At 62.2% G+C, this 21,551-nt stretch carries 21 protein-coding genes and 1 pseudogene; 10 read left to right on the top strand and 12 right to left on the bottom strand.

Features of this window, described 5'->3' with window-relative positions:
* Nucleotides 1-28: 28 nt before the first annotated feature.
* The 4 genes from galB to ACOI6Z_RS18410 are packed head-to-tail and all read left to right on the top strand — an operon-like array spanning nucleotide 29 to nucleotide 3,435.
* Complete coding sequence (gene galB, locus ACOI6Z_RS18425) at nucleotides 29-769, top strand: 4-oxalmesaconate hydratase (RefSeq protein ID WP_012540275.1); 741 nt, start codon at nucleotides 29-31, stop codon at nucleotides 767-769.
* Entirely contained in the window at nucleotides 766-1,479 is a 714-nt protein-coding gene (locus ACOI6Z_RS18420) for a 4-carboxy-4-hydroxy-2-oxoadipate aldolase/oxaloacetate decarboxylase (protein WP_023291418.1), read from the top strand. The genes galB and ACOI6Z_RS18420 overlap by 4 nt, the downstream gene beginning before the upstream one ends.
* 1 nt (nucleotide 1,480) lies before the next feature.
* A complete protein-coding gene (locus tag ACOI6Z_RS18415; protein ID WP_044525076.1) occupies nucleotides 1,481-2,566 on the top strand; it encodes a 4-oxalomesaconate tautomerase in 1,086 nt (361 codons plus the stop codon).
* A 2-nt stretch (nucleotides 2,567-2,568) separates the two neighbouring features.
* Nucleotides 2,569-3,435 carry a DUF1932 domain-containing protein gene (locus ACOI6Z_RS18410; RefSeq protein WP_049013491.1) on the top strand — a complete coding sequence of 289 codons (867 nt, stop codon included), beginning with the start codon at nucleotides 2,569-2,571 and terminating at the stop codon, nucleotides 3,433-3,435.
* A gap of 3 nt (nucleotides 3,436-3,438) precedes the next feature.
* Here ACOI6Z_RS18410 and ACOI6Z_RS18405 read toward each other — a convergent pair whose 3' ends face one another.
* From ACOI6Z_RS18405 to eefA, 8 genes are all read right to left on the bottom strand, one after another.
* Nucleotides 3,439-3,729 carry a YicS family protein gene (locus ACOI6Z_RS18405; RefSeq protein ID WP_023291415.1) on the bottom strand — a complete coding sequence of 97 codons (291 nt, stop codon included), beginning with the start codon at nucleotides 3,727-3,729 and terminating at the stop codon, nucleotides 3,439-3,441.
* 106 nt (nucleotides 3,730-3,835) lie between these two features.
* Nucleotides 3,836-4,738, bottom strand: coding sequence for a DMT family transporter (locus ACOI6Z_RS18400; protein WP_004205129.1), 903 nt, complete (start codon nucleotides 4,736-4,738; stop codon nucleotides 3,836-3,838).
* A 152-nt stretch (nucleotides 4,739-4,890) separates the two neighbouring features.
* Nucleotides 4,891-6,321 (bottom strand): PTS N-acetylmuramic acid transporter subunit IIBC, encoded by a 1,431-nt coding sequence (gene murP / locus ACOI6Z_RS18395; protein ID WP_023291414.1) that lies wholly within the window; start codon nucleotides 6,319-6,321, stop codon nucleotides 4,891-4,893.
* A gap of 24 nt (nucleotides 6,322-6,345) precedes the next feature.
* Nucleotides 6,346-7,248 (bottom strand): N-acetylmuramic acid 6-phosphate etherase, encoded by a 903-nt coding sequence (gene murQ / locus ACOI6Z_RS18390; protein WP_023291413.1) that lies wholly within the window; start codon nucleotides 7,246-7,248, stop codon nucleotides 6,346-6,348.
* A gap of 162 nt (nucleotides 7,249-7,410) precedes the next feature.
* On the bottom strand, nucleotides 7,411-8,574 hold the full coding sequence (locus ACOI6Z_RS18385) for a multidrug effflux MFS transporter (protein WP_023291412.1): 1,164 nt from the start codon (nucleotides 8,572-8,574) through the stop codon (nucleotides 7,411-7,413).
* A 45-nt stretch (nucleotides 8,575-8,619) separates the two neighbouring features.
* Nucleotides 8,620-9,984 (bottom strand): multidrug efflux RND transporter outer membrane subunit EefC, encoded by a 1,365-nt coding sequence (gene eefC, locus ACOI6Z_RS18380; protein ID WP_032454402.1) that lies wholly within the window; start codon nucleotides 9,982-9,984, stop codon nucleotides 8,620-8,622.
* 3 nt (nucleotides 9,985-9,987) lie between these two features.
* Nucleotides 9,988-13,095 (bottom strand): multidrug efflux RND transporter permease subunit EefB, encoded by a 3,108-nt coding sequence (gene eefB / locus ACOI6Z_RS18375; protein ID WP_044525073.1) that lies wholly within the window; start codon nucleotides 13,093-13,095, stop codon nucleotides 9,988-9,990.
* The gene (gene eefA / locus ACOI6Z_RS18370; protein ID WP_032454398.1) at nucleotides 13,095-14,219 is read right to left on the bottom strand and encodes a multidrug efflux RND transporter periplasmic adaptor subunit EefA; all 1,125 of its coding nucleotides are present in this window, start codon (nucleotides 14,217-14,219) and stop codon (nucleotides 13,095-13,097) included. Before eefA ends, eefB begins: the two co-directional genes overlap by 1 nt.
* Before the next feature lie 206 nt (nucleotides 14,220-14,425).
* Between eefA and ACOI6Z_RS18365 the strand changes: the two genes are divergently transcribed.
* Nucleotides 14,426-14,548, top strand: coding sequence for a hypothetical protein (locus ACOI6Z_RS18365; protein WP_032454401.1), 123 nt, complete (start codon nucleotides 14,426-14,428; stop codon nucleotides 14,546-14,548).
* On the opposite strand, the gene ACOI6Z_RS18360 is transcribed toward ACOI6Z_RS18365, so the two are convergent.
* Nucleotides 14,508-14,624: a hypothetical protein gene (locus ACOI6Z_RS18360; RefSeq protein WP_032429230.1), complete on the bottom strand. Its 117-nt coding sequence runs from the start codon at nucleotides 14,622-14,624 to the stop codon at nucleotides 14,508-14,510. The genes ACOI6Z_RS18365 and ACOI6Z_RS18360 overlap by 41 nt on opposite strands.
* Here ACOI6Z_RS18360 and ACOI6Z_RS18355 point away from each other — a divergent pair.
* A complete protein-coding gene (locus tag ACOI6Z_RS18355; protein ID WP_044525071.1) occupies nucleotides 14,599-15,015 on the top strand; it encodes a GNAT family N-acetyltransferase in 417 nt (138 codons plus the stop codon). The two genes, ACOI6Z_RS18360 and ACOI6Z_RS18355, sit on opposite strands and share 26 nt — an antisense overlap.
* An 810-nt stretch (nucleotides 15,016-15,825) precedes the next feature.
* Here the strand turns inward: ACOI6Z_RS18355 and ACOI6Z_RS18350 are convergent.
* A complete protein-coding gene (locus ACOI6Z_RS18350; protein ID WP_023291407.1) occupies nucleotides 15,826-16,473 on the bottom strand; it encodes a TetR/AcrR family transcriptional regulator in 648 nt (215 codons plus the stop codon).
* Nucleotides 16,474-16,553: 80 nt separating this feature from the next.
* Between ACOI6Z_RS18350 and ACOI6Z_RS18345 the strand changes: the two are divergent.
* A pseudogene (locus ACOI6Z_RS18345) lies at nucleotides 16,554-17,711 on the top strand (MDR family MFS transporter); the annotation flags it as partial.
* 27 nt (nucleotides 17,712-17,738) lie between these two features.
* Here the strand turns inward: ACOI6Z_RS18345 and ACOI6Z_RS18340 are convergent.
* A complete protein-coding gene (locus ACOI6Z_RS18340) occupies nucleotides 17,739-18,653 on the bottom strand; it encodes a LysR substrate-binding domain-containing protein (protein WP_023291405.1) in 915 nt (304 codons plus the stop codon).
* A gap of 95 nt (nucleotides 18,654-18,748) precedes the next feature.
* Between ACOI6Z_RS18340 and ACOI6Z_RS18335 the strand changes: the two genes are divergently transcribed.
* Both ACOI6Z_RS18335 and ACOI6Z_RS18330 read left to right on the top strand, forming a co-directional pair.
* Nucleotides 18,749-19,381, top strand: coding sequence for a pyridoxamine 5'-phosphate oxidase family protein (locus tag ACOI6Z_RS18335; protein WP_048298581.1), 633 nt, complete (start codon nucleotides 18,749-18,751; stop codon nucleotides 19,379-19,381).
* Nucleotides 19,378-19,848 (top strand): DUF1348 family protein, encoded by a 471-nt coding sequence (locus ACOI6Z_RS18330; RefSeq protein ID WP_023291403.1) that lies wholly within the window; start codon nucleotides 19,378-19,380, stop codon nucleotides 19,846-19,848. The genes ACOI6Z_RS18335 and ACOI6Z_RS18330 overlap by 4 nt, the downstream gene beginning before the upstream one ends.
* A 20-nt stretch (nucleotides 19,849-19,868) precedes the next feature.
* Here ACOI6Z_RS18330 and ACOI6Z_RS18325 read toward each other — a convergent pair whose 3' ends face one another.
* Complete coding sequence (locus ACOI6Z_RS18325) at nucleotides 19,869-20,405, bottom strand: carboxymuconolactone decarboxylase family protein (RefSeq protein WP_032433699.1); 537 nt, start codon at nucleotides 20,403-20,405, stop codon at nucleotides 19,869-19,871.
* A 118-nt stretch (nucleotides 20,406-20,523) separates the two neighbouring features.
* Between ACOI6Z_RS18325 and ACOI6Z_RS18320 the strand changes: the two genes are divergently transcribed.
* Nucleotides 20,524-21,429, top strand: a complete 906-nt coding sequence (locus tag ACOI6Z_RS18320) for an AraC family transcriptional regulator (RefSeq protein WP_023291401.1) — start codon at nucleotides 20,524-20,526, stop codon at nucleotides 21,427-21,429.
* Nucleotides 21,430-21,551 lie beyond the last annotated feature (122 nt).

Genomic DNA, 21,551 nt, shown 5'->3' with positions numbered 1-21,551 from the left:
GCTGAAAAAAACAACAGAGGAAGCCATCATGTCTCATCCGGTTAGCGAAAAAAGTGCCCTTGTCGTCAGCGCCCACTCGGCCGATTTCGTTTGGCGCGCGGGTGGTGCGATAGCCCTGCATGCCCTGCAGGGCTATCAGGTCCATGTGGTCTGTTTGTCCTTTGGCGAGCGCGGCGAGTCCGCCAAACTATGGCGTAAAGGCAACATGACGGAGGAGGCGGTGAAGCAAGTCCGTCGCGAAGAGGCGCAGGCTGCTGCCGAGATCCTGGGCGCCAGCGTCGAATTCTTTGATATCGGCGACTATCCGCTGCGCGCCGATAAAGAGACGCTATTTCGTCTGGCGGATGTGTATCGCCGTATCCAGCCCCACTTTGTCCTGACGCACTCCCTGCACGATCCCTATAACTACGATCATCCGCTGGCCTCCCATCTGGCTCAGGAAGCACGGATTATCGCCCAGGCAGAGGGCTATCGCCCCGGTGAGAAAATTGTCTCTGCTCCCCCGGTTTACTGTTTCGAACCGCACCAGCCGGAGCAGTGCAATTGGAAACCCGATGTGTTACTGGACATCACCGCCGTCTGGGAGAAAAAGTATCAGGCCATTCAGTGCATGCAGGGTCAGGAGCATCTGTGGGAATACTACACCCGCGTGGCGCTGCAGCGCGGGGTACAGGCCAAGCGCAATATCGGCATCACGGCCGCGCGCGATATCGTTCACGGCGAAGCCTTCCAGAGCATCTTCCCCCGCGTAACGGAGAACCTGGCATGAACCTGTTAAATAAAAAAGGCCTTGTGATCCGCCATCTGCCGCGCCATGACGAGGCGGTTTTGCGCCGCTGTGAGGCGGCCGGGGTGGCGACGCTTCATGAGGCCTGGGATCGTCAGGGGCTGATGGGGCCGACAATCCGTCCGATTCAGCAGGGTGTCAGTCGGGCGGGCAACGCGGTAACCGTGCTGGTGACGCCAGGTGACAACTGGATGTTTCATGTCGCGGTCGAGCAGTGCCGCGCCGGCGATATTCTGGTGGTGGCCCCGACGTCGCCGTGCGGCGATGGCTTCTTCGGCGATCTGCTGGCGACGTCTCTACAATCGCGCGGCGTGGTCGGTCTGGTGGGCGATATCGGCATTCGCGATTCGCAGACGCTACGGGAGATGGGATTCGCCGTCTGGTCTCGTCAGGTGTATGCCCAGGGAACAGTGAAAGAGAGCCTCGGTTCGGTTAACGTGCCGGTGATTTGCGCAGGCCAGCTTGTGCAGCCGGGCGATGTCGTAGTGGCTGACGACGACGGAGTCGTGGTGCTGCCGCACGCTCAGGTTCGTGATGTGCTTGATAAAGCGGAAGCCCGCATGAGTAATGAACTTGCGAAGCGTGAGCGGATGCGCCATGGCGAGTTGGGACTCGATATTTACGCTATGCGCCCGCGTCTGGCGGAAAAGGGGCTGCGGTATTACGACAGTGCTGATGAGGTGGAGGAGTAAGATGGCGCAACGTGGGATCCCTTGTCTGTGGATGCGCGGCGGCACCTCGAAGGCGGCCTGTTTTCTTGCTGACGATTTGCCTGCCGATCCGGCGCAACGTGATGCGGTGCTGCTGGCGGTGATGGGCTCGCCAGATCCCCGGCAAATTGACGGGATCGGCGGCGCCGATCCGCTGACCAGTAAAGTGGCGATTATTCGCCGCTCTGCACGGCCTGACGCCGATGTGGACTATCTGTTTGCCCAGGTGAACGTGGCGGGGGCCACGGTGGATTACGGCCAAAATTGCGGGAATATTCTTGCCGCCGTTGGCCCTTTCGCCATCGAGCGTGGGCTCGTTCCCCACGATGCGCCGCTTACTCGGGTGCGTATTTATATGGAGAACACGGGGCAACTGGCGGTGGCAGAGATCCCCTGCGATGCCGAGGGAGTCAACTACGTCGGCGAGAGTCGTATCGATGGTGTGCCGGGCAGCGCCAGTCCAATCCTGCTCCATTTTCTTGATGTGGCAGGCTCCAGCTGCGGGACACTGCTGCCGACCGGCAGGGTCCGCGACCGTTTTGATGGCGTCGAGGTGACCTGCATCGATAACGGGATGCCTGTGATCCTGCTGCGCGCTTGCGATCTGGGATGCACAGGCTATGAGACACGCGAACAACTGGATAATGATGACGCGCTTAAACGTCGCCTCGAGTCGATTCGTCTGCAGGCCGGGCCACTGATGCAGTTGGGTGACGTCAGCCAGCGTACGGTGCCAAAGATGACCCTGATCGCCGAGCCGCGACACGGCGGCGCCATCAGCAGCCGCACCTTTATCCCGCATCGCTGCCACGCGTCGATCGGCGTTTTTGGCGCGGTGAGTGTCGCCAGCGCCTGTCTGATCCCGGGCACTGTCGCGCAGGGCATGGCGCAGGTCGCGCCAGGCGAGACGCCGCTGCTCAGCGTTGAGCATCCGACAGGTGAATTTAGCGTGACGCTTCAGCTTGACGCTGATGGCGCCCTGGCAGGCTGCGGCCTGTTACGCACGGCGCGACTGCTGTTTGCTGGCGAAGTTTTTATTCCGGCCCGCGTCTGGCCGTGTGAGGAGTAATGATGACGACAATCGCGTTTATTGGTTTTGGCGAGGCGGGTGGCATTCTGGCGGCAGATCTGGCCCGTGAGCATGCGGTGACCATTTGGGATTGCAAGCTCAATGGCCCGGAGCGAGAGGCAATGGTCAGGAAAGCCAGTGAGTCGGGCGTTCAGGTGGGGAGTTCGCTGGCGCAGGCGCTGGAGAGCGCCACGCTGGTTTTTTCTACTGTGACCGCCGGTGAGGCGCTAAAGGTCGCGCAGCTGGCCGCCGCGCTGCTGCAGCCGGGGCAATATTTCCTCGATCTCAACTCCGTGGCGCCGGAGACGAAACGGCAGGCGGCTGGCCATTTTCTTCCCGGCGTTTACATTGATGTCGCGGTGATGGCGCCGGTGCCGCCGGCCCGATTGCAGACACCGTTATTGATCGGCGGGCCGCAGGCGGAGGCGATGGCGCCGCGTCTGCAGGGGCTGGGGCTGAACGCCCGCTATGGCGCCAGTACGGTGGGCCAGGTGTCGGCGATAAAAATGTGCCGCAGCGTGATGATCAAGGGTCTTGAAGCGCTCACCACTGAATGTCTGTTCGCGGCCCGTGAATATGGCGTCGAGGAGGAGGTGCTGAGCTCCTTGCATCATAGTTTCCCCTCTCTGGGCTGGACGGGGACGTTTCCCGACTATCTGATCAGCCGGGTGGCGGAACACGGAATTCGGCGCAGCGAAGAGATGGAAGAGGTGGTGAAAACCCTGCGTGACGTGGGTAGCAGCGGGGTCATGAGCAAGGCGATCGCGAGAAGCCAGCGCCAGCTTCCGCACCAGATGGCTGCCCGTAGCCTGAGCTACAGGCAGTTGACGCCGTTTGACTGGAGAACGCTGGTCGCCAGGCTGAAATAGTCGCTATTTGGCCGGACAGACGATTTTGTCGATCGCGGCCTGGTAGCTTTTCTGGTTATTGCGCTCTTTCGCCAGCGTTGCTTCGCGGACCGCGTTCTTGTTGCCGTCGGTCGCCAGCACGTTATTGGCAAAATCGTTGTCGCTGAGGTGGCTTGCTGGCGCGCATTTTTCCTTCACCGCTTTAAGCACCTGCTGCTTTTGCTGTTCGAACTGCAGGCTTTGCAGCGGTGATTCAGCCCACGCCGACGTGGCGCTCAGGGCGGTGACCAGGCATACCATCCAACATGCTTTCATCAGGCTTCTCCTTCCGTAATCGCTTCCGTCAACTATATGCGCAGGCGGGAAAACACGCAAATAGCGGTTAATTTAACTTGTTGAAAAGGCGTTTGTTATCATCGCCTCAGGCGGCTCTCACCCGCCGCCGCGAGTCGATGGCGATCAGCACCACCGAGGCCAGGATCAGCAGCGTGCCCAGCCAGTCCGGCAGCGTGAAGGTGATCCCCAGCAGCAGAAGCGACAGCAGGGCGCTGCTCAGCGGTTCGGCGCAGCTGAGGATCCCGGCTTTGGCGCCGCCAATCTTCTGCGCGCCGTTAAGATAAAGGCTGAAGGTCAGCGAAGTACCGATCACCACCAGGTAGAAAAAGGCTAACAGCAGGCTGCCGTTAACCACAAAATCGGTGCCCTGGCCGCCATAAAACGGCAGCAGCATCGCGCCGCCGAACAGCATGCTCCATCCCACGATCGGCAGCGTCCCGTAGCGGGCAATCAGCGTCGAGGGATAGGTGGTATAAAACGCGGCGGCAAACGCCGAGGCGATCCCCCAGAACAGCGCCGCCGGCGAAATCGACAGCGTCGTCGGGTTGCCGTGGGTCACCAGCAGAAAGGTGCCTGCCAGCGAGGTGCAGATAGCCCCCAGCACCAGCGGAGTGGGGCGCGCTTTACGGGCGAGGGCGAACCAGGCGACGATGATCGTCGGGGACAGGAACTGCAGCACCGTGGCCGTGGCGGCATTCGATTTTTCAATGGTCATCAGAAAGGTGAACTGCACGGTTAACGCGCCAAACAGCGAGAAAAACAGCAGGCTGACGGCGTCGCGGCGGTTTTGCAGCACGCGGAAAATGCGGTCGCCGTGAACAAAGCCGAGCATCAACAGGATCAGCCCGGCGAACAGCAGACGCGTCATGGTCAGAAACGGCGACGACATCTGGCTTTCCTGCATAATAAACTGCGCGCACACCCCGGAACTGCCCCACAGCACGGCGGCAATCAGTACGTTCAGCATCCCTTTTTTGCTGGAGCCCATCTTTTCCTCTGGCGAAATATGACAAAGGGGAATCATAGCATGCGCCCGCCCGGGGCGGCGGGGCAGGAAATGGTAGTCGGGCGCGGCGGTACAACTATTTTGCAGGCCCGGTAAGGCGAAGCCGCCGCCGGGCATTAACCGACAAACGCGCTCTAACTTAAATCGACATTTTTACTGCCGAACAGCCAGGTGAGCGCAAAGCCGCACAGGTAGGAGACCGCCAGTCCGCCGGCGTAGACCGCCATCCCGGCGTAAATCCCGCTGCCGGAGGTCATCAGCGGCAGCGCCACCAGCCCGGACGGACCAAACACCGTGTTCAGGCCGACCGGCAGCCCCAGCCAGGCGATCAGCCCGACGAAGAAGCCGCCGCAGGCGCCGCCGAGGCAGGCGGTGACAAACGGCTTCATCCGCGGCAGGGTGACGCCGTAGATTAGCGGCTCGCCAATCCCGAGGAAGCCCGGAATAATCGCCCCCTTAATCTGGGTTCGCAGCAGCGAATCGCGCTTCGCCCGCCAGAACAGCGCCAGCGCCGCCCCCACCTGCCCGGCCCCGGCCATCGCCAGGATTGGGAACAGCGAGTTAAAGCCCTGGGCATCCACCAGCGCAAAATAGACCGGGACAAACCCCTGATGGACGCCGAACATCACCGCCAGCAGGAACAGACCGGCCAGCACCGCCGAGCCAAACGGATTGCCGTTAAGATGCAGGAACAGCCACGACATGCCGGTAAACAACCAGCCGCCAATCGGCATGATCACCGTAAAGGTCACCGCGCCCATGATCAGCAGCGTCACCGCCGAGGTGAGGATCATATCGAGGTTGGCCGGCATGACCCGCCGCACCTGGCGTTCAACCCACGCCCCAAGGATGGCGGCGATCAATACGCCGATGATATTGCCGCGCGGATCGATACCGTGGCCGAAGAAGGTGGAGATCCCGGCATAGACGCCGCTGGTCGCCTCCGGGTTGTAGCCCAGCACGAACAGCGAGGCGATAATCGCGCCGTTCACGCCGGAGCCGCCGAACGCCTTCTGGGCGTTATAGCCAATCAGGATACTCAGGAAGGTGAACATCCCTTTGCTGAATACCTTCATATAGCCAATCAGCGCCACCAGGCTGGCGTTCGGATGGGCGTTCTCCAGCACGAAAACCTGTTCCGCCAGGGTGGCGAAGCCCAGCAGCAGCCCGACGGCGATAAAGCCAGGGATCAGCGGCGTAAAAATGGTGGCGAATTTGGCGAGAAACTTCTGCACCGCGCTGGTCTGCTTGCCCTTCAGCGCCTGTTTTTTCTCCGCCGCGACGTCGGCCAGCGTCGGCGCGGCGGGCGCCTCCTCCAGCAGGCCGTTCATCATCTCGGCGGCGGTTTGCGCCTTGCCGGGGCCGAGCACCACCTGGAACTGCTCGTCGCTGACGATCACCCCCATCACGCCGTCAATCTGGCGTATGGCGGCGGTGTCGGCCAGGCCTTCATCGCGCAGGGTCAAGCGCAGGCGCGTCATGCAGTTGCCTGCCTGCGCGACGTTAGCGGCGCCGCCTGCGTGGGCGAGGATCCGCGCTATCATCTCTTTCGTTATTTTTGCCATTGCCCGTTACCTGTCTGTCGGCGCTCAGGTGTTGCTGAGCGCCTTGCGGATATAGCCGTTGTTCTTCGCCAGCAGCGACTGCGCCGCTTCGGCGCTTAAGTCCGCCAGCACCATCACGATCGCCGTTTTACAGTGGCGGCCGCAGGCCTCCAGCGCCTTCTGGGCTGTGGGACGATCGCAGTCGGTCGCCTCCATCACGATGGAAACCTGGCGCTCAATCAGCTTGGCGTTGGTCGCTTCGACGTCGACCATCAGGTTGCTGTAGACCTTGCCGACGCGGATCATCGCCCCGGTGGAGATCATGTTCAGCACCAGCTTCTGCGCGGTACCGGCTTTCAGGCGGGTCGAGCCGGTCACTACCTCCGGGCCGACCACCGGGGTGATGGCGACGTCCGCCAGCTGAGCCATTTCGCCATGCGGGTTACAGCTGACGATGGCGACAAAGGCATTCTGACGATGGGCATACTCCATGGCGCCAATGACGTACGGCGTGCGTCCGCTGGCCGCCAGCCCCACCAGTACATCGCGGTTGCTGAAGTTCAGGTTCTGCAGATCCATCGCCCCCTGCGCTTTGTTGTCTTCCACGTTTTCCACGGCGCTGAGAATCGCTTTATGTCCGCCGGCGATGATCCCCACCACCTGCTCCGGGCGGGTGCCAAAAGTCGGCGGGCATTCGCTGGCATCGAGGATCCCCAGACGCCCTGAGGTGCCAGCGCCGATATAAATCAAGCGGCCACCGGCCTGCAGCGCCGTCGCGACCTTATCCACCACCTCGGCAATCTGCGGCAGATAGGGCGTAATCGCCTGGGCCACCTGCTGGTCTTCCTGGTTTATCACCGTCAGCATCTCGAGGGTGGAAAGGGTGTCAATGTTGGCGCTGTTGGCGTTGCGTCGCTCGGTCAGCAGTTTGCTCAGGTCAATACTCATAGGAACCTCGTTATTCTCAGTCGTGCGCAGTATAAGGAATTATTTATTCCTTGCCTGTGAAGAGTATCACGATTAGTTCGAGGAGAATAATATGAGAATGGTAGAGATGGCGGGAAATAGTGCGGTAATCAAGGTGGAATATTTTATTACCGCACCTGGCGTTTAGCGCGCGCCGCGCGGCTGGCTGAGGCCCATCAGCAGCGCCAGCAGGTAGCAGATCGCCATCGCGAGGCTCATCTTCAGCATCGTTTCGCCGCCGAGGCCCGCCAACGGCGCGGCGATGCCGCCGAAAACAAACATCAGGGTGCCCATCAGCGCGGACGCGGTCCCGGACTGGGCGGCGTCGACGGCGCTCATCGCTTCCGCGCCGGCGACGGTACTGATGCCGCTCATCAGCGACACGGTAAAAAACAGGCCGACCAGCGCCAGAACCGGCAGCTGCAGCCAGGCAAACAGCAGCATGATCGCCGCGCAGCCCACCGCCAGCGTCAGGCCGCCGCGCAGCAGGCCTTCGGCGCTGAAGCGGCGCGCCAGACGGGAAAAGATCATCGCCGCGATAATCAGCCCGATACCGTTCAGACCAAACAGCAGGCTGAACTGCATGGCGCTCATGCCGTATTCGCTCTGCATTACGAAGGAAGAGGAGCCGATGTAGGAGAACAGCCCGGCCATCATAAACGCCTGAATCAGGCAGAAGCGCAGAAAACGACGATTCTTCAGCACCGGCTGGCCGGGCCGCTGGCGGGCGGCATGGGTCGCCGCGGCCGGGCGCGTTTCCCGCAGGATAGTCAGGCTCATGACCAGCAGCGCGCCGCCAATGGCGGCCATCGTCCAGAAGAGAATTCGCCAGTCGAAGGCGGTGATCACGTAGCCGCCCAGCACCGGGGACAGGACCGGCGCAATGCCGTTCACCGTCATCAGCAGGGCGAAAAACTGGGTCAGCAGGGTGCCCTGGTATTTATCGCGGGCGATGGAGCGCGACAGCACCGAGCCGCCGGCGCCGGCGAAGCCCTGTAAAAAGCGCCAGACAATCAGCATGTTGATATCCCGGGTCAGGGCGCACATCGCCGAAGAGAAGATAAACAACAGCAGGGACAGCGCCAGCGGTTTCAGGCGGCCAATCCGGTCGCTCAGCGGGCCGAAAAACAGCTGACCCAGGCCGAGGCCAATCAGCGCGGCGGTCAGCGACAGCTGGGTCTGGGTGCTGGTGGCCTGCAGCTGCTGAGTGATCTCCGGCAGAGCCGGCAGATAAAAATCCGTGCACAGCGGCCCAATGCCCGACAGCAGGCCGAGGATCAGCGCCCAGGAGAGGGAAACACGTGGCATAACGATTCCTTACAGAAGCCGGGCGCGGTCGCCCGGCGGGTGAAATTAACTGGCGCCGCCGCCCAGCGACTGCCAGAGGGTGATCCGGTTATTGAGGTCGGTCTGCTGCAGGGACAGCAGCGTCGTCTTCGCCGACCACAGCGTGCGCTGGGCGGTGAGCACCGACAGATAATCGCCGACCCCAGCCTGATAGCTCTTCATGGCGATATCCAGCGAGGTCTGCTCGGCGGCGACATACTGTTGCTGGGCATCGAGCTCTTCATTTAGCGTTTCCCGGCGCGCCAGCGCATCGGCAACGTCCTTAAAGGCGCTCTGAATCGATTTCTCGTAGGTGGCGATCAGCCCCTTCTTCTCCGCTTCCGCATAGCGCAACTGCGCCAGGTTGCTGCCGCCGGTGAACAGCGGCAGGCTAATGGAGGGGGCGAACGACCACACCTGCATCCCGTGGCTGAACAGCGACGACAGCGAGTCGCTGCCGACGCCGGCGCTGGCGGTCAGGGAAATCGACGGGAAGAAGTTCGCCCGCGCCGCGCCGATATCGGCATTGGCGCTCTTCAGATTATGCTCCGCTTCCTGAATATCCGGCCGGCGCAGCAGCACCGACGATGACACCCCCGCCGGCACCAGGGCGATGCAGTTATCCCCGAGACTGTCGAGGGTGCCGGGCAGCAGGCTCTCCGGCACGGTTTCCCCCGCCAGCAGGTTAATAGCGTTTTTATCCTGCGCCACCAGCGTGCGGTAGCTGGCGACGCTGGCGCGCGCCTGCTGATAGACGCTTTCCGCCGAGCTTAAATCGCCGGCGGAGGCGGTGCCCACCGCCATCTGACGGGCGACGATGTTGCGCGAGTTTGCTGCGCTGTCCATGGTCTGCTGCGCCAGCGCCAGATTGCTGTTATCCGTCGCCAGGGTCACCCAGGCGGTGGTCAAATCGGCAATCATCGTCAGCCGGGTATTCTGCGCGGTGAATTCGCTGGCAAGCCAGGTTTCGCGCGCCGCGCGCGACAGGCTCTGGTTCTTGCCAAACAGATCCAGCTCGAAGCTGGAGACCGCCCCGTCGGCCTGCGAAGCGGAGCTCAGGCCGCTGGCCACCGTTTTGCTGCGCGTATGGCTCAGCTCGGCATCGACGGTGGGGAACAGCGACGCCCGCGTCTCGCCGTACTGGGCGCGCGCGGCCTCGATATCGGCCAGCGCCTTTTGCACATCGCGGTTGCTGTTCAGCGCGATACTGACCACTTTTTTCAGCCGCGCGTCATTGACCACTTTCTGCCAGTCGCCGACCACCGCCGTCGATTCGCCGTGCGCCCCGGGGAGGGTAGCCGGCACCGGCGCGGCCGGGCGATCATAATGCGGATCAAGCGAGACGCAGCCCGCGGTCAGGAGCGCGATAAACATAAAACTCAAACGAAACATACCTTACTCCTGAGAAGAACGTTGGCGGGTGAAGAAGCGTTTCACCAGCACGAAGAACAGCGGTACGAAGAACACCGCCAGCAGGGTGGCCGTCAGGGTGCCGCCGATGATGCCGGTGCCGATCGCCACGCGGCTGTTGGCCCCGGCGCCGGTGGCGATGGCCAGCGGCAGCACCCCGGCGATAAACGCCAGCGAGGTCATGACAATTGGGCGCAGACGGGTCTGCGCGGCGCGGATAGCCGCCCGGGAGAGCGAATAACCCTCATCCACTGCGGATTCAGCGAACTCCACGATCAGGATGGCGTTCTTCGACGACAGGCCGATGGTGGTCAGCAGCGCCACCTGGAAGTAGACGTCGTTGCTTAAGCCGCGCAGCGTCGCCGCCAGCGCCGCGCCGAGCAGGCCGAGCGGGATGACCATGATCACCGAGAACGGCACCGACCAGCTCTCATACAGCGCCGCCAGGCACAGGAACACCACCAGAATCGAGATGGCGTACAGGCTCATCGCCTGGCCGCTGGCCAGCTTTTCCTGCAGCGAAATGCCGCTCCACGCCCAGGTGGAGCCCGCCGGCAGGCTGTCGGCCAGCTTTTCCATCTTGTCCATCGCCGCGCCGGAGCTGAAGCCGGCGGCGTTTTCGCCCTGGATCTCAAAGGCGGCGGAGCCGTTGTAGCGCACCAGGCTTTCCGGACCGTATTGCCAGTGGGTGGTGGCGAAGGCGGAGAAGGGCGTCATGCTGTTATCGCTGCCGCGAACGAACCATTTGCCGAGGTCGGAGGGCACGGCGCGCGCGTCGCTCTCGCCCTGGATGTACACCTTCTTCACCCGGCCGCGGTCGATAAAGTCATTCACGTAGGTACCGCCCCAGGCGCTGGAGAGGGTATCGGTCACGTCGCTCAGCGACAGCCCCAGCGAGACCGCTTTGTTGTTATCGATATCCACCTGCAGCTGCGGCATCTGCGGCAGGTCGTTGGCGCGCACCGACTGCAGCTCGCCGCTCTGGTTGGCCGCGGCCAGCAGCTGACTGCGTAGCTTCATCAGGCTGTCGCGGTCGGTACCGCCGCTGGCCATCAGCTCGAAGGTGAAGCCGTTGCTCTGTCCGAGACCGTCCACCGACGGCGGGGTCATGGCGAACAGGGTGGCGTCGCGGATCGTCCCCAGCTCTTTATTGGCGCGCAGGGCGATGGCCTGGGCGGTATTGTCGTCGCCTTTGCGCTGCGACCAGTTGTTCAGCGACACGAAGGCCATCCCGGCGTTCTGACCGCTGCCGCTAAAGCTGAAGCCGTCGACGGTGAAAATGACGTTGGTATTGGCTTTCTCTTTGGTCAGGAACCAGTCGGTGACCTGGCGACGCACCTCGGCGGTACGCACCGCGGTGGCCCCGGCGGGCAGGGTGTACTGGACCATGATCTCGCCCTGGTCCTCCACCGGCAGAAAGCTGCCCGGCAGTTTCCACATCGCCAGCGCCATCGCCCCGCAAATCAGGACGTAAGCGCCCATCATCACCGCGCCACGGCGCAGGCCGCCGAGCACGCGGCGCTGGTAGCCCGCTTCCGTGCGCCCCCACAGACGGTTAAACGCGCCGAAGAACCCTTTAGTATGAGGCCTGGAGTGGCTGAGCAGCGCGCCGCACAGCGCCGGGGTGAGGGTCAGGGCCACCACCACCGACAGCATCATCGCCGAGATAATGGTCACCGAGAACTGGCGATAAATGACCCCGGTCGAGCCGCCGAAGAAGGCCATCGGCAGAAAGACCGCCGACAGCACCAGGGCGATCGCCACCAGCGCGCCGGAGATTTCGCCCATCGATTTTTCGGTGGCTTCCCGGGCGGGCAGCCCTTCGTCGCGCATAATGCGCTCGACGTTCTCCACCACCACAATGGCGTCGTCCACCAGCAGGCCGATCGCCAGCACCATGGCGAACAGCGTCAGGGTGTTAATCGAGTAGCCGAACAGCGCCAGCACGCCGAAGGTGCCGAGCAGCACCACCGGGACCGCTACCGCCGGGATCAGCGTGGCGCGGAAGTTCTGCAGGAACAGATACATCACGCAGACCACGAGGATAATCGCTTCGAAAAGGGTCTGAATCACGTCTTCGACCGAGATTTTGATGAACTCGGTGCTGTCCTTTGGATAGGCGATATCGTAGCCCTGCGGCATCTGACGCTGGAATTCGGCGATTTTGCTTTTCACCAGGGTCGCGGTGTCCAGCGCGTTGGCGCCGGGGGCCATCATCACCGCGATCCCGGCGGCCGGGTGGCCGTTGAGATTGGCGGTAGCGGTGTAATCCTCGCTGCCCATCTCCACCCGCGCGACATCGCTCAGGCGCACCACCGAGCCGTCGGCCTGGCTTTTCACGATGATCGCTTTGAACTGGTCAGGGGTTTGCAGCCGCGACTGCGCGCGCACGGTGGCGGTCAGCTGCTGGGCGCTGGACGATGGCAGGGCGCCGATTTTACCGGCGGAGACCTGCACGTTCTGGGCCTCAATCGCCGACTGGACGTCGGAAGGCATCAGCGAGTAGGAGGCGAGTTTAGTCGGGTCCATCCAGACGCGCATCGCGTATTCGGCGCCGAACACCTGCAGGCTGCCGACGCCCTCTACGCGCGCCAGCGGGTCCTGCAGGTTGCTGACCAGCCAGTCGGAGATATCGGAGCTGGTGGCGCGGTCGGTTTTGTCATACACCGCGAGGATCAGCAGGAAGCTGCTCTGCGATTTTTCCACCGTCACGCCGGACTGCTGGACTTCGCTCGGCAGCCGCGATTCCGCCTGCTGGACTTTGTTCTGCACCTGCACCTGGGCGGTGTCCGGGTCGGTCCCCTGCTCAAAGGTGACGGTGATGCTGACCGAGCCGTCGGAGCTGCTGGTGGAGCTGAAGTAGAGCAGATGGTCGAGGCCGGTAAGCTGCTGCTCGATCACCTGGGTGACGCTGTTCTCCAGGGTTTCGGCAGAGGCGCCGGTGTAGGTGGCGGAGATTTTCACCGCCGGCGGGGCGACGTCCGGGTACTGGCCTACCGGCAGAGTGCGGATCGCCAGCACGCCGGCGAGCATAATCAGAATGGCGATCACCCAGGCAAAGACCGGGCGACGCACGAAGAAACGGGAGAACATCAGGCGTTGCCTCCGTTATTGTTGACGGCAACGGCCTTCACCGTCTGGCCAGGGGCCACTTTACCCGTGCCTTCGACGATCAGCTTGTCGCCCGCTTTCAGGCCGCTCAGCACCAGCCATTTATCGCCGTAGGTGTCGCCGGTTTCCACGGCGCGCTGCGCAACTTTGTTGTCGGCATCGACCACCAGCGCCGTGGCGTCGCCTTTGGCATCGCGGGTAATCCCCTGCTGCGGGGCGAGGATCGCGTCGTTCATGATGCCTTCATCGATGCGCGCGCGGACAAACATCCCCGGCAGCAGGACGTGCTGCGGGTTGGGGAAGATGGCGCGCAGGGTTACCGAGCCGGTGGATTCATCGACGGCGACTTCGGTGAGCGCCAGACGCCCTTTTTCGCTGTAGGTGCTGCCATCTTCAAGGATTAACGTCACGCTGAGGGTATCGCTGTTGCTGGCCAGGCTTTGTTTGCGTAAACGCAGGAGATCGACGCTGGAGCGCGTCAGATCGACATACATGGTGTCGAGCCCGCGGATCGTCGCCAGCGCGGTATCCTGATCGGCGGAGACCAGCGCCCCCGGCGTGACCGACGAGATGCCGATGCGTCCGGCAATCGGCGCGGTGACAGTGGTCCAGTTCAGGTTGATGCGCGCGCTCTCCAGCGCCGCTTTCTTCGATGCCACGCTGGCCTTGTCCTGGGCGCAGGTGGAGGCGGCGTCGTCGGCATCCTGGCGGGAGACGCCGTTATCCCGGACCAGCGACGCGTAGCGCTGAGCCTTCTGGCAATCGGAGACCACCAGCGCCTGGGCCTGTTTCAGCGCCGCCGCCGCTTCATTCCAGGTCGCGCGATAGCTGGAGGGATCGATCTGGTAAAGGGCCTGCCCGGCCTTCACCATATCGCCTTCGGTAAACAGGCGCTTCTGGATGATGCCGCCCACCTGCGGGCGTACTTCGGCGCTGAGCGAGGCGGTGGTGCGGCCGGTGAGCTGGCTGACTACCGGAACCGGCTGGCTTTGCAGAGTGACCACGCCCACTTCCGGCGTGGGTTGCTGCGGGGCAGATGTCTGCGCATTATCGCATCCGCTGAGGAGAAATAATGCTGTCGCGATGGGAGCTATGATGTATTTCATTATATTTTCTCAAGATATAAGACGTCCGCCCCGTTTATTTAAAAACGAGGGAATAGGTTGGGCGCTGAGGCATTTTCGGCTAAGCGAAAATGACAAAAAAGGAACACAGATGTTCCTGAACGTGATTGTTATTGTGTCTCCGCTGAAGCCAACCTCTTCGGCCTTCAGGAGGTGAAAAGCGCATCTCCTCTGGTTTTGTGGTGAGAATGATCATTCTCATTTTTTCCCATTATACGATCCGCCGCGATAATGGAAAGGTTTTTTTGCTTACTTTTAGAACGCAAAAAATTAAGGCAAATAATCATGGAGAAAATAAGAATTTTTTGTGAAAGTGGAGAGGAAAAATAACCTTTCGGCACCGCGATACTGGAGATAGTTAATGGCGTTAATTATTACAAAAAGCATTAATCCCGACGACCAACAAGAATTGTTTGTCGGTCTGCGGCACTATAATCAGCAGTATCTTGATGCGGCGCAGTTTGGCGATCTGGGCGTTTACTCCCGCGATGCGCAAGGGGTGATGCAGGGCGGGCTGATTGCCAAACGCAAGGGTAACTGGCTGTGCATTGAGTATCTGTGGGTCAGCGAAGCGACGCGCGGTCGCGGACTGGGGAGCGAGCTGATGCAGGAGGCGGAGCGGCAGGCGCAGGCGCTGGGCTGCAGCCATCTGCTGGTGGATACCTTTAGCTTCCAGGCGCTGCCGTTTTATCAGAAATTAGGCTATCAGCTGCAGATGTCGCTGCCCGACTTCCCGCATGCGGGGATGCAGCGTCACTATTTGTCGAAGGCGCTGTAACGGTCCTGATATCGCCGGGCGGTCAGGTACCGTACCAGTGATTGTGCCGGATGGCGGCATAAATGCCTTATCCGGCCTACACAGTTCTCCCGTCGTTTCGCCCCACCCAGGACCGGCAAGCGCAGCGCCGCCGGGCAGGATATCAGGCACGGCACCAGTATTCTTGCCGGGTGGCGGCTGCGCCTTACCCGGCCTACGGTTCGTGCTGTGCCCGCCATGATGCCGAGCGGCCTGTTGTTGATATACCCACTTGCGCGACTGAAACTGCCGGTGCTGGCGGCCTCAAAATCGCTGAGATGTTCCCGGAAGGCCGGGGCAGCCCGCATGGATGCGGGCTGAGGGCCGTGTTTTGCATGGACGCTGCCTCGGCCCGACCCGAAGCCTGCAGGGATAAGTCGAAGGTACCGCGTAGCGGCGATTTTGCTGGCCGGAGCCCGGGGGTACAGGGGGCGGCGGCGACTGGCCGCCCCCTGTGCGCTCCCTGCGCCATAAGAGACATAGCGCAGAAGAAATATCGGGAGCGCAATCTGCCCGGACATAACACGGGAGTGGTAGCCCTGCTAAGCGTAGCGCGAGCAGGGAAATTTACGGTTGTGCCGTTATTTCTGTAGCCCTGCTAAGCGCAGTGCGAGCAGGGAAATTTACGGTTGTGCCGTTATTTCTGTAGCCCTGCTAAGCGCAGTGCGAGCAGGGAAATTTACGGTTGTGCCGTTATTTCTGTAGCCCTGCTAAGCGTAGCGCGAGCAGGGAAAATCCCGGATGGCGGCGCGTGGCGCCTTATCCGGGCTACAAAAGCGTCAAAACCACGCCTTAACCCCCGACGCCATGGCCCATTAACGCCAGCGCGTGGCTGACGATGGTCTGGCGGTCGACCGCCTGTAAACGCGGATCGCTGTGGATGCGCGAAAACGGCACCAGCACCAGGCTAATCACCGTGGTAAACAGCAGCTCCGGCGACAGCGCCGGGTTAATCTTGCCCTCCCGCTGCCAGCGGCGCACCGCCTCCAGCATCACCTGAAAACGCTCCTCGCCGAAGCGGGCGTCCATATGCTGACGCAGGATCGGCATCTCGCCGATGATCTCCTGCATCCACAGCGGCGCGAACCAGGCGTTTTTCTCCGCCATGTGCGCCAGCGTCTCGACCATCATCGTCAGCGCCAGCACCGGGTCCTGCGGATGGTCGACAAAGATGCGGCTGATGTGGTTGCGCAGCGGCATAAAGCGCTCTTCGATCAGCTGCGTCACCAGCGCATCCCGCGAACTGAAATAGTAATGCAGCATCGCCGGCGTCACCCCGGCCTCTTTGGCGATGGCATTCAACGACACGCGGGCCGCGCCGTCGCGGGCAAACAGCGTCAGGGCGATGTCCATCAGCTGTTCGCGGTTGGCGGTACCCGGTTTTTTACCGCGCGGCCGCCCCGGGCGGCGGGGGGTATCCTGATCCTTTTGTGCTGTCATGATATGGCGATCTCTTGACCCGACTCATTCTTTCACTAAATATTAATTATGCATTTAATTAATTTCAAGCGAGTGTTGTGATGACTTCTCAAGTCGCGAACCCACCGGTGCAGTCGATACGCCTGCTGTTTAGCGCCTTGCTGCTGGTGATGCTCCTCTCCGCGCTGGATCAGACCATTGTCTCCACCGCGCTGCCGACGATTGTCGGCGAACTGGGCGGGCTGGACAAGCTTTCCTGGGTGGTTACCGCCTATATCCTCAGCTCCACCATCGCGGTGCCGCTGTACGGTAAATTCGGCGATCTGTTCGGCCGCAAAATCGTGCTGCAGGTGGCGATTGGGCTGTTTCTTGTCGGCTCCGCCCTCTGCGGGCTGGCGCAGAACATGACCCAGCTGGTGCTGATGCGCGGCCTGCAGGGGCTCGGCGGCGGCGGCCTGATGGTCATCAGCATGGCGGCGGTGGCCGACGTCATCCCGCCCGCCAGCCGTGGCCGCTATCAGGGGCTGTTCGGCGGCGTTTTTGGCCTGGCGACGGTGATCGGCCCGCTGATCGGCGGCTTTTTGGTGCAGCACGCCTCCTGGCGCTGGATCTTCTACATCAACCTGCCGCTGGGCCTCTTCGCGCTGCTGGTGATCGGCGCGGTATTCCACAGCAGCAATAAACGCAGCCAGCATGAGATTGACTGGCTGGGGGCGATTTACCTCAGCATGGCGCTGCTGTGCATCATCCTGTTTACCTCGGAAGGGGGCAGCGTTCATGCGTGGAATGACCCGCAGCTGTGGTGCATTCTGGCCTTCGGCATCGTGGGGGTCATCGGTTTTATCTACGAAGAGCGAATGGCCGCCGAGCCGATTATTCCGCTGTCGCTGTTCCGCAACCGCAGCTTCCTGCTGTGCAGTCTGATCGGCTTCGTCATCGGCATGTCGCTGTTTGGATCAGTCACCTTCCTGCCGCTCTATCTGCAGGTGGTGAAGGAGGCGACCCCCACCGAGGCCGGGCTGCAGCTGATCCCCCTGATGGGCGGCCTGCTGCTGACCTCGATTATCAGCGGGCGGATTATCAGCCGTACCGGTAAATATCGCCTGTTTCCGATCCTCGGTACCCTGCTTGGCGTGACCGGCATGGTGCTGCTGACCCGGATCACCATTCACTCACCGCTGTGGCAGCTGTACCTGTTTACCGGCGTGCTGGGGGCCGGTCTGGGGCTGGTGATGCAGGTGCTGGTCCTGGCTGTTAAAGGAGGCGCCGCTGAAGACCGCGACGCACTAAGCGGCCCCGGCGATGCGCAGCAGCGCCTGACGCAGCGCCGGCGCGGCAAAATCGATAAATTTTCGCAGCTTAAGCGGCGCCAGGTCCCGGGCGGTATACAGCAAATGGACCGGCGCCGGCTCCGGCTCGACGCGCTCCAGCAGCAGACGGAGCTCACCCTGTCGCAGGCCGTCCAGCGCCTGATAGTGCAGTAAGCGAGCTACGCCCACCCCCAGCCGCGCGGCATCGGCAGCGCTCTCCGGCGTGGTGACCGATAACGCCGGCGGCAGGTTAATCAACTGGTCCTCGCGCTCAGCGGCGCGAAAGCGCCAGCCGCGATAGGGCATCGGCGATTCAATGCGGATGATCGGCAGCGCCGCCAGATCGCGCGGCCGCTGCGGCTCGCCGTATTTCGCCAGCAGCGCCGGATGGGCGCAGGCCACGATGCGCATCCTGCCGAGGCGGGTGGCCACCATGCTGCTGTCCGCCAGGTCGCCTATCCGCACCGCCAGATCGATATGGTCGCCCACCAGGTCGGCGTTACGATCGCTGAGCAGCAAACGGACGTGAATCTGCGGGTAACGGGCGATGAATTCAGCGATCACCGGGAGAACGTGCTGGCGCCCAAACATTGTCGGCGCAGAGATCACCAGCTCGCCTTTCGGTTCCTGATACTCGCCCGTCGCCTGGCGTTCGGCGTTTTCCACCTCCTCAAGGATCCGCCGCGCGGCAGCGACATAATCGACCCCGGCGTCGGTGAGCGTCAGTTTGCGGGTGGTCCGCGCCAGCAGGCGCACCCCCAGCGCGTTCTCCAGCTCGCCGATATGGCGGCTGACGGTGGTCAACGGCATATTCAGCGCCCGCGCCGCCGCCGACATACTCCCCAGCTCGGTCACTTTCACCAGCAGCGCCATCGCGCTTAATCGATCCATTATTCTCCCGATTTTTGGAAAGATGATTGCCACGAAACCAGTATTATCATTTTTCGCAGTACAGTCCATGATGGCGCCAGACAACAGGAGGCGCTATGGCAGCAACCTTTCTCGATATCGCCATCACCCCGGACGTGATGGATGTGCAGCATGAAATGGGCAGCGACCAGCTGTGGCAAACGCCGCACAGCCGCCGCCAGGCCGACCGCTTCGGCGACAGCGAAGCGGGGATGATCGCCACCCGCGACAGCTTTTATCTGGCGACGGTGTCGCAGAGCGGCTGGCCCTACATTCAGCATCGCGGCGGCCCGCCGGGGTTTCTGCATCTGCTGGACGATACCACCCTGGCGATGGCGGATTTCGGCGGCAACCGTCAGTACATCACCACCGGCAACCTGCGCGGCAGCGACCGGGCCTGCCTGTTTTTGATGGATTATCCGCGCCGTGCCAGGCTGAAAATCTACGCCACCGTCGAGGTCGTGGCGGCAGAGAACCACCCGCCGCTGCTGGCGCAGGTGGCGCCGGCCAACTATCGCGCCCGCATCGAGCGCCTGTTTCTTTTTCATCTGCAGGCGTTTGACTGGAACTGCCCGCAGCACATTACGCCGCGCTACAGCGCGCAGCAGGTGGCGGAGTACAGCCAGAACCTGCAGCAACGTATTCATGACCTGGAGCAGGAGAATCAGCGCCTGCAGCAGCAATTAGCCCGCAGAGGAGAGTCAGCATGACCGAACAACGTCCCCCGTTACCGCCGTTTACCCGCGACAGCGCTATCCAGAAGGTCCGCGCTGCGGAAGATGGCTGGAACAGCCGCGATGCCGAAAAGGTCGCTCTGGCCTACACCATGGACAGCGAATGGCGCAACCGCAGCGAGTTTGTCCACGGCAGGGGGCAAATTGTCGAATTCCTGCAGCGAAAATGGCGTAAGGAGCAGCAATATCGGCTGATTAAGGAGCTGTGGGCATGGCAGGAAAATCGCATCGCCGTGCGCTTCGCCTATGAGTGGTGCGACGACAGCGGCAACTGGTTTCGCTCGTACGGCAATGAAAACTGGGAGTTTGATCAGCACGGGCTGATGCAGACGCGCTACGCCTGCATCAACGACCTGCCGATCGCCGAAAGCGAGCGCCTGTTCCACTGGCCCCAGGGGCGTCGCCCGGACGATCATCCGGGGCTCAGCGACCTGGGGCTGTAAAACCGGCGCTGCGCGACGGATTAATCGGCTTTCGGGAAGTCGACCACCGTGTCGTTAACCCGGTTCACCATATTGGTGAACAGGATCGCGCTGATGGCGCTGATAATCTCAATCACCTGCTGGTCGCTAAAACCGGCGTTGCGCAGCGCGGCGACGTCGGCTTCCGGCAGCGTGCCGGTGGTGGTCACCAGCGTCTGCGCAAATTTCACCAGCGCATCAAGCTGTGCCTCTTCCGCATACTCCCCGCGGCGCAGGGCGTGGATCTGTTCGCTGCTGAAGCCGGCTTTTTTCGCCATCAGCGTATGTGCGGCCAGGCAGTAGTCACAGCCGGTGGCTTCGCTGACCGACAGGTTAATGGCTTCCAGCTGTTGGGCGCTGAGGCTGCCTTTATGTAGCATCGCATTGTGCGCCAGCGCCTGCTGCAGCGCGGCCGGCGAGTGGCCGCCGATGGCCAGGTAGGCATTCGGCACTTTGCCCATCGCTTTTTTGATCCCGGCGAAAATATCGGCGGCTTTGCCGGTGGCGTCTTGTTCACGGATATCAGCTAAACGGCTCATGGTTAACTCCTGTTGTTTTCGAGGGTGTGTGTTGGCATCGGGGTCATCTTAGGCGGTTGCCGCATGCTAGACTGGCGGTCTTCGTCTCACCTTTTTGTCTTATCGTCTCAGGAGAAGCATGGACAGTCTCAGTCATCTGCTGGCGCTGCTGGCGCCGCGCTGCGAAGTGAACCTGCACTGTCGCTTCGGCGGCCGCTGGCAGGCCGGGCACCAGCAAATGCGCAGCGGCGTGGTGCCATGGCACGTGGTGCTGCGCGGCGAGGGGCGGCTCAACGTCGGCGGCCAGACCCATCACCTGCGCGCGGGAGATGTGGTCCTCCTGCCGCACGGTTCGCCGCACCTGATGGAGAGCCTGGTGGAGTGGGGCCAGGTGCTGCCGGTGGCGCATCGCTTTAACGGCACGGTGACGGAAATGCGCGCCGGCCCGGCGGAGGGGGCGCTGGAGATGCTGTGCGGCGAATTCTATTTTGGTCCGCACGTCAGCTGGCTGTTCACTGAGGCGTCGACGCTGATCCATCTCCATACCGATGCGCGCGAAGACTGCCCGGAGCTGCAGCCGTTGCTTAACATACTGGTCCGCGAAAGTCTGGCGCAGCGTCCCGGCGGCAGCGCTATCGTGCGCAGCCTCGGCGATACGCTGCTGGTGCTGCTGCTGCGCATGCTGCTTGGCGAGCAGCAGCCGCCAGGCGGGCTGCTGCGTCTGATGAGCGATGAGCGCCTGATGCCGGCGGTGCTGGCGGTGATGGCGACCCCGGAGCAGCCGTGGACGCTGGAAACCATGGCCGCCCGCGCCTTTCTGTCGCGGGCCACCTTTGCCCGCCATTTTGCCCGCGTTTATCACCTGACGCCGCAGGCGTGGCTGTCGCAGCTGCGAATGGCGCTGGCCGCCCGGCTGCTGCGCCTGGAGCGTCAGACCAACCTCGAGGTCATTGCCGAACGCTGCGGCTTTCAGTCGCTGGCGTCCTTCTCGAAGCGCTTCAAAATGCGCTATGGCGTGACGCCGGGCGAGTGGCGACGGGGCTAGCGCTTCGCGCCTGGCGAAGATGATTTTATTTCCGGTTGCGCGGTTTGCTGTTTATTACCCCACCCGAAAGTCGCTATAGTTTTGCACGAAAAAAACAACGACAGTCAGGACGGACAGGGTGA

The sequence above is a fragment of the Klebsiella sp. C239 genome, assembly GCF_048822715.1.
Lineage (GTDB): Bacteria > Pseudomonadota > Gammaproteobacteria > Enterobacterales > Enterobacteriaceae > Klebsiella > Klebsiella quasipneumoniae.
This window is presented reverse-complemented; position numbering and strand designations above follow the sequence as displayed.